General features: G+C 42.6%; 15 protein-coding genes and 1 tRNA gene. 1 reads left to right on the top strand and 15 read right to left on the bottom strand.

Annotated elements, in window-relative coordinates; all coding sequences use genetic code 11:
• Positions 1 to 211 precede the first annotated feature (211 nt).
• Positions 212 to 745, bottom strand: a complete 534-nt coding sequence (locus tag M5U24_RS17375) for a transposase (RefSeq protein ID WP_099324571.1) — start codon at positions 743 to 745, stop codon at positions 212 to 214.
• Between M5U24_RS17375 and M5U24_RS17370 the strand changes: the two genes are divergently transcribed.
• On the top strand, positions 744 to 989 hold the full coding sequence (locus M5U24_RS17370) for a hypothetical protein (RefSeq protein WP_298203138.1): 246 nt from the start codon (positions 744 to 746) through the stop codon (positions 987 to 989). The genes M5U24_RS17375 and M5U24_RS17370 overlap by 2 nt on opposite strands.
• A gap of 526 nt (positions 990 to 1,515) precedes the next feature.
• Here the strand turns inward: M5U24_RS17370 and M5U24_RS17365 are convergent.
• The 14 genes from M5U24_RS17365 to M5U24_RS17300 all read right to left on the bottom strand — a co-directional run bounded on the left by M5U24_RS17365 (position 1,516) and on the right by M5U24_RS17300 (position 15,291).
• Positions 1,516 to 1,998, bottom strand: coding sequence for a hypothetical protein (locus M5U24_RS17365; protein WP_099324572.1), 483 nt, complete (start codon positions 1,996 to 1,998; stop codon positions 1,516 to 1,518).
• Positions 1,999 to 2,235: 237 nt separating this feature from the next.
• Positions 2,236 to 2,739: a hypothetical protein gene (locus M5U24_RS17360; RefSeq protein ID WP_164994542.1), complete on the bottom strand. Its 504-nt coding sequence runs from the start codon at positions 2,737 to 2,739 to the stop codon at positions 2,236 to 2,238.
• A 198-nt stretch (positions 2,740 to 2,937) separates the two neighbouring features.
• A complete protein-coding gene (locus tag M5U24_RS17355; protein WP_164994541.1) occupies positions 2,938 to 3,483 on the bottom strand; it encodes a hypothetical protein in 546 nt (181 codons plus the stop codon).
• Positions 3,484 to 3,798: 315 nt separating this feature from the next.
• Entirely contained in the window at positions 3,799 to 4,260 is a 462-nt protein-coding gene (locus M5U24_RS17350; RefSeq protein WP_157820422.1) for a hypothetical protein, read from the bottom strand.
• Between the two features lie 794 nt (positions 4,261 to 5,054).
• The gene (locus M5U24_RS17345; protein ID WP_164994539.1) at positions 5,055 to 5,333 is read right to left on the bottom strand and encodes a hypothetical protein; all 279 of its coding nucleotides are present in this window, start codon (positions 5,331 to 5,333) and stop codon (positions 5,055 to 5,057) included.
• 9 nt (positions 5,334 to 5,342) lie between these two features.
• Complete coding sequence (locus M5U24_RS17340; protein WP_164994538.1) at positions 5,343 to 5,609, bottom strand: hypothetical protein; 267 nt, start codon at positions 5,607 to 5,609, stop codon at positions 5,343 to 5,345.
• A 114-nt stretch (positions 5,610 to 5,723) separates the two neighbouring features.
• Positions 5,724 to 5,800, bottom strand: a tRNA-Val gene (locus tag M5U24_RS17335).
• A gap of 312 nt (positions 5,801 to 6,112) precedes the next feature.
• Positions 6,113 to 7,597: a TrkH family potassium uptake protein gene (locus M5U24_RS17330; RefSeq protein WP_099324579.1), complete on the bottom strand. Its 1,485-nt coding sequence runs from the start codon at positions 7,595 to 7,597 to the stop codon at positions 6,113 to 6,115.
• A gap of 33 nt (positions 7,598 to 7,630) precedes the next feature.
• On the bottom strand, positions 7,631 to 8,986 hold the full coding sequence (gene trkA, locus M5U24_RS17325; protein WP_099324580.1) for a Trk system potassium transporter TrkA: 1,356 nt from the start codon (positions 8,984 to 8,986) through the stop codon (positions 7,631 to 7,633).
• A 165-nt stretch (positions 8,987 to 9,151) separates the two neighbouring features.
• Entirely contained in the window at positions 9,152 to 11,227 is a 2,076-nt protein-coding gene (locus tag M5U24_RS17320; RefSeq protein ID WP_298203137.1) for a HEAT repeat domain-containing protein, read from the bottom strand.
• Between the two features lie 31 nt (positions 11,228 to 11,258).
• Positions 11,259 to 11,645 (bottom strand): hypothetical protein, encoded by a 387-nt coding sequence (locus tag M5U24_RS17315; RefSeq protein WP_099324582.1) that lies wholly within the window; start codon positions 11,643 to 11,645, stop codon positions 11,259 to 11,261.
• A 314-nt stretch (positions 11,646 to 11,959) separates the two neighbouring features.
• Positions 11,960 to 12,910, bottom strand: coding sequence for a carbohydrate kinase family protein (locus M5U24_RS17310; protein WP_099324583.1), 951 nt, complete (start codon positions 12,908 to 12,910; stop codon positions 11,960 to 11,962).
• Positions 12,911 to 13,427: 517 nt separating this feature from the next.
• The gene (locus tag M5U24_RS17305; RefSeq protein WP_298203135.1) at positions 13,428 to 14,336 is read right to left on the bottom strand and encodes a chemotaxis protein; all 909 of its coding nucleotides are present in this window, start codon (positions 14,334 to 14,336) and stop codon (positions 13,428 to 13,430) included.
• A gap of 541 nt (positions 14,337 to 14,877) precedes the next feature.
• The gene (locus M5U24_RS17300) at positions 14,878 to 15,291 is read right to left on the bottom strand and encodes a thioesterase family protein (protein ID WP_099324585.1); all 414 of its coding nucleotides are present in this window, start codon (positions 15,289 to 15,291) and stop codon (positions 14,878 to 14,880) included.
• Positions 15,292 to 15,511 lie beyond the last annotated feature (220 nt).

Below are 15,511 nucleotides of genomic sequence, written 5' to 3'. Positions count from 1 at the left end.
CAAATTACAGATTGAGGATTGCAGACTGGGGACTGGGAACACCTCTCGTTCCCAGGCATCTCTAGTTCCCAGTCTCTCTCGTTCCCAAGCTCCGGCGCACACCCTCGTTCCCAAGCTCCGGCGTACACCCTTGTTCCCAAGCTCCGGCGTACACCCTTGTTCCCAAGCTCCGGCTTGGGAATACGCTTATACCAGAAGCTCCAGCTTCTTTTCATAATTCAATTTGATCTATCTCGATACATCCTTTGCCATAAAGGTAATTCCCTGCGCTCGAATAAACCCAATGTCCGGCATCTTCTACCAGCCCCCTTCTTACAGGATTGCAATGTATATATGCAACCTTTTGTCTAAGCACATCCTCCTGCGCAACCATCTGCGGGTGGAATCCTTCCTGCCATACCTGATATTCGCTGGTCGCCTTGTGTCCTTTTTTGTAAAATTCAAACTGTTTCAGAAGCCGCTTCCTCTGATTCTCTTTTGCTATCCGTATAATTTCCCGCGCAGTATAGCTCTTAAAATCTCTTATTATTTCAGACGCCGCCTCTGACGAAACAAGGAGGTGTATATGGGTATCCATTACAACATAAGCAAACAATCGCAGCCCTTTTTTCTGTCTGCAATAAGTTAACGAATTGACTATGATGTCGCAAAATATCTTTTCTGTAAATACCGGTAGCCACCCGACAATTGTAGAGGTTATAAAATACAGGTTGCTGTTTTTTACTATTTTGTAACGTGACCTCATGATTTTCCACGCAAAGCATCGCTTTTACCGCATGTACGTTCCCAAGCCGGAGCTTGGGAACGAGGGTGTGCACCGGGGCTTGGGAACGAGGGTGAAACAGTCTTCAATCGGCAATCGGCAATCGGCAATCGGCTCGGCAGTCAGAAGTCAGAGGTCTGAAGTCGGCAGTCGGCAGTCGGCAAATTACAGATTGAGGATTGCAGACTGGGGACTGGGAACACCTCTCGTTCCCAGGCATCTCTAGTTCCCAGTCTCTCTCGTTCCCAAGCTCCGGCGCACACCCTTGTTCCCAAGCTCCGGCTTGGGAATACGCTTATACCAGAAGCTCCAGCTTCTTTTCATAATTCAATTTGATCTATCTCGATACACCCTCTTGACGTATGCATGAGTGTCAAATACGTGTAGATGCGGCATAATGGGCTACCTGCTAAAAATGTTAAAATACGAAATACGACGCTCGAAATCCGAAACAAGTTCCGAAATACAAAAATACAATGACAAAAACATTGTTTGCTGCACGATGTAGTCATGTAGTGCGACGAGGTTCGTCGCACTACAAATGATAATTTCCCGTTTCAAAAGACTAAAGTACTACGGTTTTTTTCATTGGGATTTTGTATTTTTGAATTTGTTTCGTATTTCGTACTTCGAATTTCGTATTTTTTATTTCCTGCTTGTTTGGTTCTGTCTACGCCAGCTCATGGCTCATGGTTCGTGGCTCATGGTTCAAATCGTACTTCGTACATCTTCTGTCAAGGTTCATTTATGTTTTACAGCAGGTTGAATTTCTTCAGGATGCCGGCGACTTTTTCATCGGTCTTGCTGAGGGTTCTGAATGCATCTATGAGGGTGTGCAGTTTGTTACGGTTTGTTGCTATGTCGTCCTCTATCTTCTTAACCTTGTCTTCAAAGGGACGTATCATGGTGCGCCTGTCCCACAGGGCAAACCATATTGTGCCGCCACACAACGTCGCAAATGCGCCAAAGATGCCCAGCATTATATGGACCAACCGGTCAAATTGTTTATCTATGCGGTCAAATTGTTTATCTATACGGCCAAACTGGATATTTATGTCTTCCCGGAGTTGTTTTACTTCTCCGCGAAAAGCAGACTGCCCTTCTTCAAGCCGTGTAAGCCTTTCCACTATCTCCCGGTCGCTGATGTGGGGTGCTGCCTCTATGGCAAATGTTTGGCTATTACAGGCAATAAGAGCGGACGCTATGAATAGAATAATAATGGATAAATTCTTCATAAACAGCAGCTTAAATTTGACATGCGGTTTTGTCAAGGAAATTAGTCATTGGTCAGAAGTCGGAAGTCGGCAAATTGCAGATTGCCGATTGAGGACTGCGGACCGATTTTATAATCTGTTCCTGCCCCATAAAATCCTTTTTTTATTTCATCTGTGAAATCTGTGGTTTCCGTTTTTCAATCTGTGGAATCTGTTAAATCTGTGGTTTCTCTTTTGAAAGTCGGGAACCGGTAGTTTTTACAGCAGGTTGAATTTCTTCAGGATGCCGGCGACTTTTTCATCGGTCTTGCTGAGGGTTCTGAATGCATCTATGAGGGTGTGCAGCTTGTTGCGGTTTGCCGCGATGTCGTCCTCTATCTTCTTAACCTTGTCTTCAAAGGGGCGTATCATGGTGCGCCTGTCCCACAGGGCAAACCATATCGTGCCGCCACACAACGCCGCAAATGCGCCAAAGATGCCAAGCATTATATGGACCAACCGGTCAAATTGTTTATCTATGCGGTCAAATTGAGCATCTATCCTGCCAAACTGGGTATCTACACGGTCAAACTGTTTATTCATGTTCTCGCGGAGTTGTTTTACTTCTTCGCGAAAAGCAGACTGCCCTTCTTCAAGCCGTGTTAGCCTTTCCACGATTTCCCGGTCGCTGATGTGGGGTGCGGCTTCTATTGCAAATGCCTGGCTATTACAGGCAATAAGAGCGGACGCTATGAATAGCATAATAATGGGCAAATTCTTCATAAACAGCAGCTTAAATTTGACATGCAGTTTTGTCAAGAAAATTAGTCATTGGTCAGAAGTCGGAAGTCGGCAAATTGCAGATTGCCGATTGAGGACTGCGGACTGATTTTATAATCTGTGCCTGCCCCATAAAATCCTTTTTTTATTTCATCTGTGAAATCTGTGGTTTCTCTTTTGAAAGTCGGGAACCGGTAGTTTTTACAGCAGGTTGAATTTCTTCAGGATGCCGGCGACTTTTTCATCGGTCTTGCTGAGGGTTCTGAATGCATCTATGAGGGTATGCAGCTTGTTGCGGTTTGCCGCGATGTCGTCCTCTATCTTCTTAACCTTGTCTTCAAAGGGGCGTATCATGGTGCGCCTGTCCCACAGGGCAAACCATATTGTGCCGCCGCACAACGCCGCAAATGCGCCAAAGATGCCAAGCATTATATGGACCAGCCGGTCAAATTGTTTGTCTATTCTGTCAAACTGAGCATCTATCCTGCCAAACTGGGTATCCATCCTGCCAAACTGAGTATCTACCCGATCAAACTGTTTATTCATGTCCTCACGGAGTTGTCTTATTACATCCGCATTTGCCCTGATTTCTGCCCGTAGTGCGTTTTGCCCTTCTTCGAGCCGTGTAAGCCTTTCCACAATTTCCCGGTCGCTGATGTGCGGTGCGGCATCTATGGCAAATGTTTGGCTATTACAGGCAATAAGAGCGGACGCTATTAATAGAATAATAATGGATAAATTCTTCATAAGCAGCAGCTTAAATTTGACATGCAGTTTTGTCAAGAAAATTAGTCCTTGGTCAGAAATCAGAAATCAGAAGTCAGAAGTCAGAAATCAGAAGTCAGAAATCAGAAATCAGAAGTCAGAAGTCAGAAGTCAGAAGTCAGATCAGAAGTCAGAAGTCAGAAGTCAGAAGTCAGAAGTCAGAAGTCGGCAAATTGCAGATTGCCGATTGAGGACTGCGGACCGATTTTATAATCTGTGCCTGCCCCATAAAATCCTTTTTTTATTTCATCTGTGAAATCTGTGGTTTCTCTTTTGAAAGTCGGGAACCGGTAGTTTTTACAGCAGGTTGAATTTCTTCAGGATGCCGGCGACTTTTTCATCGGTCTTGCTGAGGGTTCTGAATGCATCTATGAAGGTATGCAGCTTGTTGCGGTTTGCCGCGATGTCGTCCTCTATCTTCTTAACCTTGTCTTCAAAGGGGCGTATCATGGTACGCCTGTCCCACAGGGCAAACCATATCGTGCCGCCACACAACGCCGCAAATGCGCCAAAGATACCCAGCATTATATGGACCAGCCGGTCAAATTGTTTGTCTATACGGTCAAACTGTTTATTCATGTCTTCCCGGAGTTGTTTTACTTCTTCGCGAAAAGCAGACTGCCCTTCTTCGAGCCGTGTAAGCCTTTCCACGATTTCCCGGTCGCTGATGTGCGGCGCGGTCTCTATGGCAAATGTTTGGCTATTACAGACAATAAGAGCGGACGCTATGAATAGAATAATAATGGATAAATTCTTCATAAACAGCAGCTTAAATTTGACCTGCAGTTTTGTCAAGAAAATTAGTCATTAGTCATGCATAGCAAGATTTGCCTGTGATAATGACGGGCCAGCGAAGGACGAGGGACGAAGGAAGAGGGATATCTTTCGTCTGTAGCATCCTGGCTATACCAGCTTAGGATTTCACAACACAATGTATAGGATGATATTTGTCATTAGGTATGCGGGTATGAGCAGCCATACGAATATAATAACGAATGTGGTATCTGTACAAAACAAACCATAGCGCACATCCAGAGCAAAGAGGATAAGGCAGACCGTGGGGAAGAGTAGGAAGGGTGTTATTATTATGTAAAAAAGTATGGGGTGAGAATGATAAAGCAATATTTGAGAAAGATACGTATTGCATGCGTAAAACAGGAGTAACGCAAAAGAAAATATCTTCGTTTTCGCAAAAAAATAGCTCGCTGCCGCTATGATGAATAAAAAACACGCTATTATGAATAACCCGCTTATTGGCACTCGTATTTCTCTTTGTATGTTTATGAAGCAATCTACAATCTACAGCCGGCAAATTGCAGATTGGGGACTGGAGACTGGAGACTGGAGATCAGTAATTTCTTTGTATTTTTTGGCAAAATATTTAATGCTGAAATCCGAAATCCTCAATACTCACGCAAAATTACGAAAGGGGGAACCCCGGATTATATAGATTTTTCAGGCAGGATGGAGAGCCGGTTTCTTCCCCTCATATTGCAGCCGCTAAGCGGTCTCGCCGTAAGCAACGCCGAAATTTTCCTACTGTCATACTGCAATTATTGATGAGCTGTTATGGCTATGATGGTAATCTGTTTTTTGTCAGGGCCATAGCACCAAAATATTCTATATGCTGCCGGTGTGGATTGTTCAGCATAAGCCTCAAAAACTTTTTTTCCTTTCGGCCCTTTCAAGGTGGTAAACTCATGGGTTTGCAAGCCCGGATGCCTTGGATTTTGAGACAGAAACTGAATGGCCTTTTTTACCGCCGTGTATCTCTTGAAAAGTCCCTTGTCGGTTTTGAGTTTGTCGAGGTCGGTTAAGAATATTTCAAACAAGGGATTTTATTATAGGTCGTCAAGATTGAGTTTTGAGATTTTTCCTTCCGATGCCTCTTTTAAACCTTTTTGGACGTCTTCAAAGGCTTCGCTATTTTGATAGAGCCATACCTCTGATGATGAAATATTCTTTAACACTTCTCCCAGCCTGCCAAGCTCTTCAATGTCAATTATTGCAGCCACCTTGTGACCCTCACTATCGATGATGTATTGCCTGACTTTGATAAGACCGGTTTCCTGCTTTATGGTTGTAGTAATAATACATTCTCCTGACAAAAACGCATATAAACACAGGGGTTGGAGGGGCACGCAGTTCCCTCAGAAGTCGGCAATCGGCAAATTGCAGATTGAGGATTGTGGTCTGTGGACTGGAAACCGGGGATTTGAAAATGGTGGGCGATATAGGACTCGAACCTATAACCCCTTGCTTGTAAGGCAAGTGCTCTAGCCGATTGAGCTAATCGCCCCCGTAGTACCTTATCGGTAATTTCTTTGTATTTTTTGGCAAGACATTTAATAGTGAAACCCGATGATTGTGAAATCCGAAACAAATTCTAATGACAAAATGATTTGAAATTCTAAACAAATGCATCTTTTGTATCTCGCATTTCGTGCTTCATAATTGTTGTATGTTTTGAATTTTATGTTTTGTTATTCGGATTTGTTTCGTATTTCGTGTTTCGGATTTCGTATTTTTTATATCTTGCTTGTTTGGTTCCGGCTATTCCAGCTTTGGTTTTCTATATATATCATTTCATATTTTATGAGTCAACACAATTCTACCTTTTCCACGTTACCGGTAAAAATATAAGGAGAAAGCTGTAAATTTCCAGCCTGCCAAGGAGCATGCAAAAGCTTAAAATCCATTTACAGAAATAAGAAATTTCGCTGAAATTAAGCGATGGGCCAACTTTTGCAAGTCCGGGACCGCAATTGGACATACAGGTGCTTACGGCAGAAAAGGAGGTCACCATGTCAAGATTTGTCGCCATCAATGCCAGCGAACACACCCCGAAAAATCCAAGGTACACCACGAAGAATACCGAGCAGCCGGTAATAATTTCCCCACTCACCGATTCGCCGTTAATCTTTACATGTTTTACCATGCGCGGCCTTATTACACGTACTATTTCCCGCATGCTGGACTTGAGCAGTATCAATATCCTCACGCTTTTAATGCCGCCGCCGGTTGAACCTGCGCACGCACCGATAAACATGAGCAATACGAGCAGAAACCGGCATATATCAGGCCATACGTCAAAATCTGCCGTTGAGAAACCCGTTCCGGTGCATATTGCAACTACCTGGAAGAACGAACGTCTGAGGGAATATTCAAAATGCTGATGATACTCACTGCCGGCTTCATTATGAAAGCTGCCAGGCTGGCCGAGGTATAAAAACACGGCAACAAAGACAATTGCTATCAGATTGAGTCCGGCAAAAAAACGCAGTTCGGAATTTTTCAGTATTTTTTTGAAATTTAACTGAAAACACTGATAATAAAGCCCGAAATTACAACCACAAATAAACATAAAGACGGCGGCTACAATTTCTATATAAAGATTATCAAAATATGCAATACTGGTGTTCTTTGTGGAAAACCCTCCCGTTGAGACCGTGGCAAAGGAATGGCAAATGGCGTCAAAAAACGGCATGCCGCCCAGGAAGTACAATAGCGTCACTGTTGCCGTAAAAACAAGATAGATAATCCACAGCACCTTTGCCGTTGCCGCGATCCTGGGCTTCAGTTTGCCTACGGTAGGGCCGCTTACCTCTGCAGTAAAGAGCGGGTATCCGCTTACGCCCATAGCGGGGAGTAATGCTACAAAAACGACAATAATACCCATCCCGCCAAGCCAATTGGTAAATGTCCGCCAGAAAAGTATGCTTTCCGGCAATATTTCCACGTTTGTAAGAAGGGAAGACCCTGTTGTGGTAAAACCGCTTGTTGTCTCAAAAACCGCATCGGTGTACGTTGTGCATACCCCGGAATACCAATAAGGAACTGCTCCCAGGAATATACAGATGAACCAGCTAAACGTTACAATGGCAATGCCTTCTCTGATGCCTATTTCTTCTTCAATTTTCCGGAAGAATAGTTTATTAAGTCCGCCCAACATGCCGGAAAGAACTATCGCCAGGATAAAGGCCCATAAGGTGTCGTAGTTTTTATAAAACAACGCAACGCCCAGCGGGATTAAGAATATTGCGGAAAGCATTAACGCAAGATTAGATACCGTACGAAGTACTATCGAAATGTTCATAGACGATGAGGTTTAAGTGATGATGAAATGAGTTCAGACTTTTCCATTGGAAAAGAGGGTTTGGACTTTTTCGATGGCATTTGGAAGTGCAAAAACAATCACGCTTTCCCCAGGATTTATTATGGTATCGCCTGTGGGCAGTTTCATAACTCCATTATGTGAAATAGCGCCAATAATAGCACCCTTTGGGAAGTGTACCTCTTTCAGGGGCTTGCCTAAAATTTTTGAGTGTTCCGATGCTATCAACTCCATGGCCTCGGCTTCGCTTTGCTGAAACTTTACCACGGAAAGGGTATCGCCCCTGCGGATATGCTGCAAGATGGAACCTGCGGTGATGAGCCTTGGGTTTATTACCACGTCAATACCCAGAGAATTAATAATAGGTACAAACGCGGGGTCTTCCGTGAGCACAATGGCCTTTTTTGCTCCGAGCCTCTTTGCCAGCAATGCGGCGAGAAGGTTGCTCTGTTCGTTTTCAGAAACAGCCACAAAAAAATCCGCCATGTGAATAGAAGATTCCTTCAGGATATCAATATCCAGGGCATCGCCCTTCAGGATAATTGTTCTGTCCAGCACTGACGCCGCTTCTTCCGTTTTTTCCTTGAGTGGTTCTACAATGGTAACCCCGATTTTTCTATCTTCCAGTTTCTTCGCCAAATTAAGGCTTGCCCGGTTTACGCCATAGATAACGACTTTTGCGACTTCATCTGCCCGCCTGTTCACCATCGGAAGGAAGAATGGCAATGCCTCTTTTGCCATAACCACATAGATGTTATCGTTCGGTTTAATTTCTGTTTCTCCCGTAGGAATAATCATTTCATCATTCCGTTGGATAGCGACGATAAGAAAAGAATCCGTGTATTCAATTTCTTCCAGATCGGCAAGTTTTTTACCGACTATCGGGGCATCCGCAGGCACGCTAAACCCTCTCAGCAGAACGTCCCCTCCTTTAAAATCGGCCACATAGTTTGCGCCAGGAGTGCCGATGATATTCATGATAGAATTAATTGTTATCATTTCCGGGTTTATTATGTAGTCGATATGAAACCCGTTTTGGTGTACAAATGGTTTTTTTTCCGAAAATTCCGGGTTTCTTATTCTTGCAATCTTTGTTTTTACATTATATTTATACGAAAGTATACACGTCACGATATTTATCTCATCGCTGTTTGTTACGGCCAATACGACGTCGGTATTCTTAATCCCGGCTTCTTCCAGGATTGAAGGAGACGTGGCCATTCCCAACACTGCAGAAACATCCATTTTCTCCGTAATACGGTCGACCATGTTTTGGTCTTTGTCTATAACAGAGATATCGTGTCCCTCTTTAGACAATTGTTTTGCGAGATTAAAACCTACCGCACCTGCTCCTACGATAAGGATTTTCATTTATATTTCAAACTCCTGTTAAAAATTATTTACGATTTACGATTTTTTTAATCTGTGTAATCGTTCGACTGAGCTCACGACGAAGTCTGTGTAATCTGTGGTTTCTTCTTTTATTAACTTACGATTTGGGATTTCAGGTCGTACCTCGTAAATCGTACTTCGTTACTATTTTGCATTGGCGACGCCAATTTCAATTTTGTCATTTAATGCCTGAAAATGGGGTAAAAATTCTTCGCCGCCAAGATTAGGGTCCTCCGTCTTCAACAGGGCGATAAGGTCCTTTACCTTTTCATAGTTACCCTGTTCAAGCATGGCAGTGGCAATGTCCAAACGACCTTGCCAGCACCATTGGCAATTCCGGGGATTCTCTTCAAGCCACACGGTGAACCATTTTAGCGCACGGTCAAACTGTTTCAGCTCTTTTGCGCACTGAATAAATTCTTTTTTTATTGTGTCATCAACGGAATTATGTTTTAAAATTTCCTCATAATTATTGAGTGCGTTCTGCCAATCTTTTAACGCAAATAATGTTTTTGCCCGTTTTATCCTGATTTGCAAGACCTTATCCTGTAACTCCGGGAATTTTGCATATTTTGCCATTATTCTGCCAAGAACGATTTCTGCCCGCTTATAATCTGCAATATTATAAAAACTAGCCGCCACGGACTCCATAATATCAAACGTTGCGTCTTCAATATTCACCAAACGCCCGGCCGCTTGTTCCACAACCCGTTTATCAACATCCTGAAGCGCTTTTATCAAAGCCTCAATTGCCGGCAGATTTCCAATCTGGCCGAGAGCCGTCACCGCCGACTCTCTTACTCGGGCACTACTGTCGGACAGGCGCTTAATAAGGGGTTCCACACATACAGGGTCGCCGATTTTCCCTAAACTATCTGCCGCATACCACCGGACACGTTCTTCCCCGTCGTTCAGGGCGGCAATTAAGTACGGCACCGCGCGCACATCGGCGAGTTTCCCAAGAGACGCCGCAGTACACTCCCTTATTTCGGGCTTCTCGTGCGTTAGAAATTGAATCAACGTATCAACCGCTCTTAAATCTCCCGTCTCGCCTAACGATTCTATTATCGTAGACACAATGGGGGCATTTGTTTTATTGTTTAACGCTTCGATGAGAACCGCCACCACCTCATCATTCCCAAATTGTCCAAGCGCCCTGGCAACCTTTTCTCTCACAATCAAACTTTCATCACCCAGGGCACGAATTAAAGGTTTTAGCGCTTTTTCATCGTTAATCACCCCTAGTGTCTGAACAACTTCAATACGTACTTCTTCTTCTTTGTCTGATATGGCATTAATCAATATATCGACAATTGATGAGTCTTTTATCTTTGCCAATTCCTTTGCGGCAAAAATTCTTACTTCCGGATAATCACTTTTAATCGCTTCACTCAACAATGCAGTGTCTATTTTGTCATGTCCAAGTTCAATGAGCTTAATAGTCTTTCGCGCCACTTCCTGTTTTAATTGTTCAATCTCTGCCTCTAATTGCTGGGTCTTTTCTTCCTGCTTCAGCACAATTTCATCCAGCCATTGTTCCCGTGTTTTCGACTTATTACGCAGCCACCATTCCCTCCACCATGAGGAATCCTTGTTGCTTGATACTTTTGTAATTTTCTCCAAAGACGCCATCACGGTTTCCCGCAAATCACTATCATCAGACCGAAGCATTTTAATAAGCGGGTCTACGGAGTCCTGGTCATTCGTATTGCCTAATGCCTTTGCCAACAGTATCTTAACATCCCTTGACTGCTTAGGGTTAAGCATGGCGTCCGCCATCATATTTATTGTTTTTTTTGTTTTAATCCTCCCAAGCGCATTCAAGGTAACGGTTCTTATTTGTTCAGATTCATCGCCCAACAGGCGGATTAAATATTCAACCGCACGATCATCTCTGGCAAATCCGAATGCCCTTATCACGGATATTTTAATATCTTCCCGCACTTTTGCATCTTTTAATATGTTTGTTAAGGGTTCCTGCGCATTTTGCAAATTTAATCCCAGCAAAGAAACTGCCGCAAAACTTCGTATCGTGGGGTCATCTGAATATAACTGAAGGGTCCATTCGTCTATATTCCTGCGCAGTTTTATATCCGCTTTTGGCTCTTTTTCCTCAATAACCACCTTTTTCATTGGTACAGAGGCACATCCCATAGTGCCAAATACACACATGGGATATAACACCATTCCGAATAGCATCAGTTTTATTTCTCTTCGCATGCGTTAATGATCCGTTATTTAAAAGTAATTTTCAGGTAAATACCGCCACCATAGAAGTGGAAATCCGAAATGCTGAATACAAATCCACCCCCTGCACCACCGCCAGCGGGGGACATTCTCCCCCTTTGGAGGGGATTAGGGGGAGGATTTTAGAATTTGCTTTGTGCTTTGTGCTTGTTTGGTTCCGGCTTGTCCATGGCAGGATAATACCTTTTCTCCCTGCAAAGGTATGCGCTACACAATTATGGGCTATTTGGGTTGAGGCAGCAAAAAACACCTTGGTAATCAGGGCTGGGTATATAGTATTACCCCGTAAAAACTTCTTTTTTTGTAGGTTTTTCTTTGCATCCTTTGCGTTCTGTATATCCTTTGTGCCCTTTGTGGTTAAACTATTTTTGATTGCGGCTTTTTGCTGCATTATGACGTTTCTGTAAGAATAGCTGACTGAAAGACCGCTTGATGGTAACAAATTCCACTTTTTCGGTCAATATAAAAAGATTTGGGAGGTACGAGGCTGGATTTATGGTTTTTGTTTGCATAAGTTTTATAAAAACCAGTTAAACCACGGAACACAAGGCTCCTCTATCAACAGGAAATTTAAGAAATGTGTTTATTATTCTAAGACCAGACGCTTTTGGCTACAACAACTCGCGGGAACATTGTGTAGGTTTACAAGGTACGATTTAAATCCCAAATCGTAAATCAAACTTCGTACTTCACAAATCTACTATGCTAAAAAGGTGATTCCTTAAATACCTCTTTAAACCGCACCTTAAATTCATCTGCTGTGAAGTGAAAGTTTTGCGTCCCATACACTTCAACTGCATAGGCGGCACAAACGGCGCCTATCTTTGCCGCATGGACAATCCCCTTGCCTGAAACCAATCCTTTTATTAAACCGGCTCTGTAAGCATCTCCGGCGCCGGTGGGGTCCTTTACCACGGATACTTTTGCGGCAGGGACGTCATATGTCTTTGTGGTTCCGTTTTCTCCGCATATAATTGCGGACCCGTATTCCCCTTTCGTTATAATCAAAATATCCGTTCCCCTTATAATATCTTCGCTTGTCATGGAAGTCTTGTCTTGCGTAAGCTGGAATTCGTAGTCATTGCAGATAAATATTTTTGCCCCGTCAATGGCTTCCATTAGATGCTCTTTTGACCATGCAGGCAAGGACTGTCCCGGGTCAAAGATATACTCTATTCCTTTTTGTTTATATATTTTTGAAAACTGCATCATATCATCCAAATTTCCGGGAGAGACAATTGCCAAGGACACTTCTTTCGCCGCAGCATCAAAATCAAACCAGGCGCTATATTTCATGGCACCCGGATTAAACGCCGTTATTTGATTGTCCGATCGGTCTGTTGTAATATATGCCCCTGCCGTCAATTCTTCCTCTATCATCTTTATATGCATGGTAGATATTTTATGGTCTTCCAGCCACTTTTTGTACGGTTCAAAATCACGTCCGGAAGTTGCAATAATTTTGGGGGTTTCGCCAAACAAGGAGAGCGCGTAAGCAATATTGCCCGCAGTTCCTCCAAAATTTTCTTTCAGTTCATTAATCATAAAACATACATTCAGCAGGTGTGTTTTTTCGGGAAGAATGTGATCTGAAAATTTTCCGGGAAAATCCATAATTCTGTCATATGCCACTGAACCTGAAACAAGTATATTCATTGCTTTTCCTTCTCAATAATGAAGTGATTAAAAAAAATCGTAACAAGTAGGGACGAAGTATTTGCTATAAATTCGAGCTCGTTCCCAAACCTTGTACTGAACATAGTGAAGTATCTGTTTGGGAACGCAATTGCACTGGAAACTTTGTTTCCAGTGAGGGTCTGGCTTGACAAATTACAAACTGTCTTAACCCTGTGATTTTATTCCCTATCTATCAGCAAACAGGCGAGAAACCGGAGTTTCTCGAACAAATGCATTCCCAAACAGATACTTCACTATGTTCAGTACAAGGTTTGGGAACGAGCCGTGTATCGTTTACGCTGAATAGTTACTGATGCTTCGTCAAAATCGTTAAATCATCTCAACCATTTGGCCATTAAAATGGAAGCAGGAGCTTCCAATACAATTACGTTCCAAAACCGGAACTTGGGAACGAGCGTTAGTAGGTGCGGAGTATTTGTTAGTTTGGGCATGAAAACATTTATGCCAATTTACAGCAAATGCTTTGCCCCTACAGTTATTTTTCCTTCTTTAAACAACTATCGTCAAGCATATGTATTAATTTATTCATCTCCGGTTTTGTTACATAGTTGTCAGCGCCAACACTTTCACATTTCACCACCATCTGATTATTTATCAGGCTGGAAAACATAATCACAGGGATATTTTTGAGCAAGGCGTCGCTCTTTATCCTTTTGCATAAGGTTAATCCGTCAAGCTCCGGCATTTCTATATCAGATATTAATACATCGGGTAGTTCTGTGGAAAAAGAATCTTCCGCTTTTACTTTGTCACGTATTCCCATCAGTGCATAAAACGCCTTTTGACCATTTTCAAACACACGGACATTACTATACCCCGCACTGCTCAGTACGCGAACAACATTGTCACGAATAGTCTTCGAATCCTCGGCAAAGAAAACCACCACATTTTCACGTCCCTGTTTTTTTTCTATTTGAAATGTCTCGCTGGCAGCCTCGCCAATCGCCAAGTGTGGAAATATTTTAGAAAGAATATGTTCCAAATCGATAATCATAATTTCTTTATTATCGATATGCACCGACCCGATAACACCTGACCCGCTGCTGTTGATAATATTGCTTATTGGAATAAAATCGCTCCAGGAAAGCCTGTGAATCCGGTTCACTCCATCTACCAAAAAGCTATTAATTGAATTATTAAATTCAGTTACTATTACCACCGATATGCTATTTGCATCATCGCTGTTTTTCTTCTGTATATCTAGTGCGTTTGCCAGATTAATGAGGGGTATTGTTTTTCCCCGGTGCAGCATCAACCCCATCATGGCCGGAAGAGACGTAGCCACCTTAGTGACTGTTTTTGGGTCATGCTGTACTATCGACTGTACTTTTGCAACATTTACACCAAACGACTGATCTCTTAGGAGAAACTCCAGCAATTCCATTTCATTGGTGCCGCTTTCCAGGAGAATTTGTTGTTTTTTTTTTTTTATACTTCTCCTCTTTTTTTTTTCCCCCCCCCCCAAAAAAAAACCAAAAAAAAATTTTTAACACATAAACTACAACACAATATGGTTATAAAACCATTTTCATCGTTTCCGGGTGTTGCAAATGCAAAATGATGACTGTTTTTAAAATACGAGGGGGAACCATAGACTGCTCTTATTACATATATTATTAAGCTGGCATAGCCGGAACCAAACAAGCAATAAATAAAAAATCCGAATAACAACGAATAAAATTCGAAACAAATCCAAAACATACCTATCTGCGTGCAATCACGCGCAGGCAGGCAACAAATATTAAGCACGAAAAGCAAGATAGAAAAGATGCATTTGTTTAGAATTTCGAATCATTTTGTCATTAGAATTTGTTTCGGATTTCGCGAGTATTAACCCCTGGCAGCGTTGTTTTGCCCCAATCACACAAACGGTTACAAAAAATCGTGAATGCTCCTTTGACAAAAAGACAAAAAGTGCACGAGCTTTATGGCTGCAGCAATTTTCGTAATTTTTCCGGTATTGCCGCAGGTTTACGTTTTGCATTAAGGCATGCGAGCTTTGTGTATCCTTCGGCAACCAATGTATCACCCTCTTCCCTGAATACTTTATAACTAAATTGAACCGTTGCATGTTTCAATTCGGAAACCCATGTTCGTACAATAAGTACGTCGTCATAGTAAGCAGGGGAACGGAAATTACAATGCACTTCGGCCACTGGAAAATAGATGTGTTCCTTTTCCATTTCGGAATAAGGCAGTCCGCATTGCCGCAAATATTCAGTACGCCCCATTTCAAAGAAAACAAGGAAATTCGCGTAATAAACAATCCCCATCTGGTCTGTTTCCTGGTATCGCACGCGCGTTTTTATTTCGTGTATTTTCCTTCGAAAATCGTCCATGATGTTTTATAGAACTTCAGGCGGGTTTAGGTTTGCAACCCAATGTCATTAAGTTAAACAAACGGCCGCAAAAGTCCCCATTAATAAAGGGGGGAAAAAGGGAGTTGTTTTTGATCAAATAATTCATAGCACCTTAGTTACTTGAAAAATCCAAGGGGATATAAAAAACAATGTAGCCCCTTTAGGGGCGGTCTGTTTGTAGCGCAATAAAATTCAACAG

Origin of the sequence: Candidatus Kuenenia sp. (genome assembly GCF_027493735.1) — a bacterium.
GTDB lineage: Bacteria > Planctomycetota > Brocadiia > Brocadiales > Brocadiaceae > Kuenenia > Kuenenia stuttgartiensis_A.
This window is presented reverse-complemented; position numbering and strand designations above follow the sequence as displayed.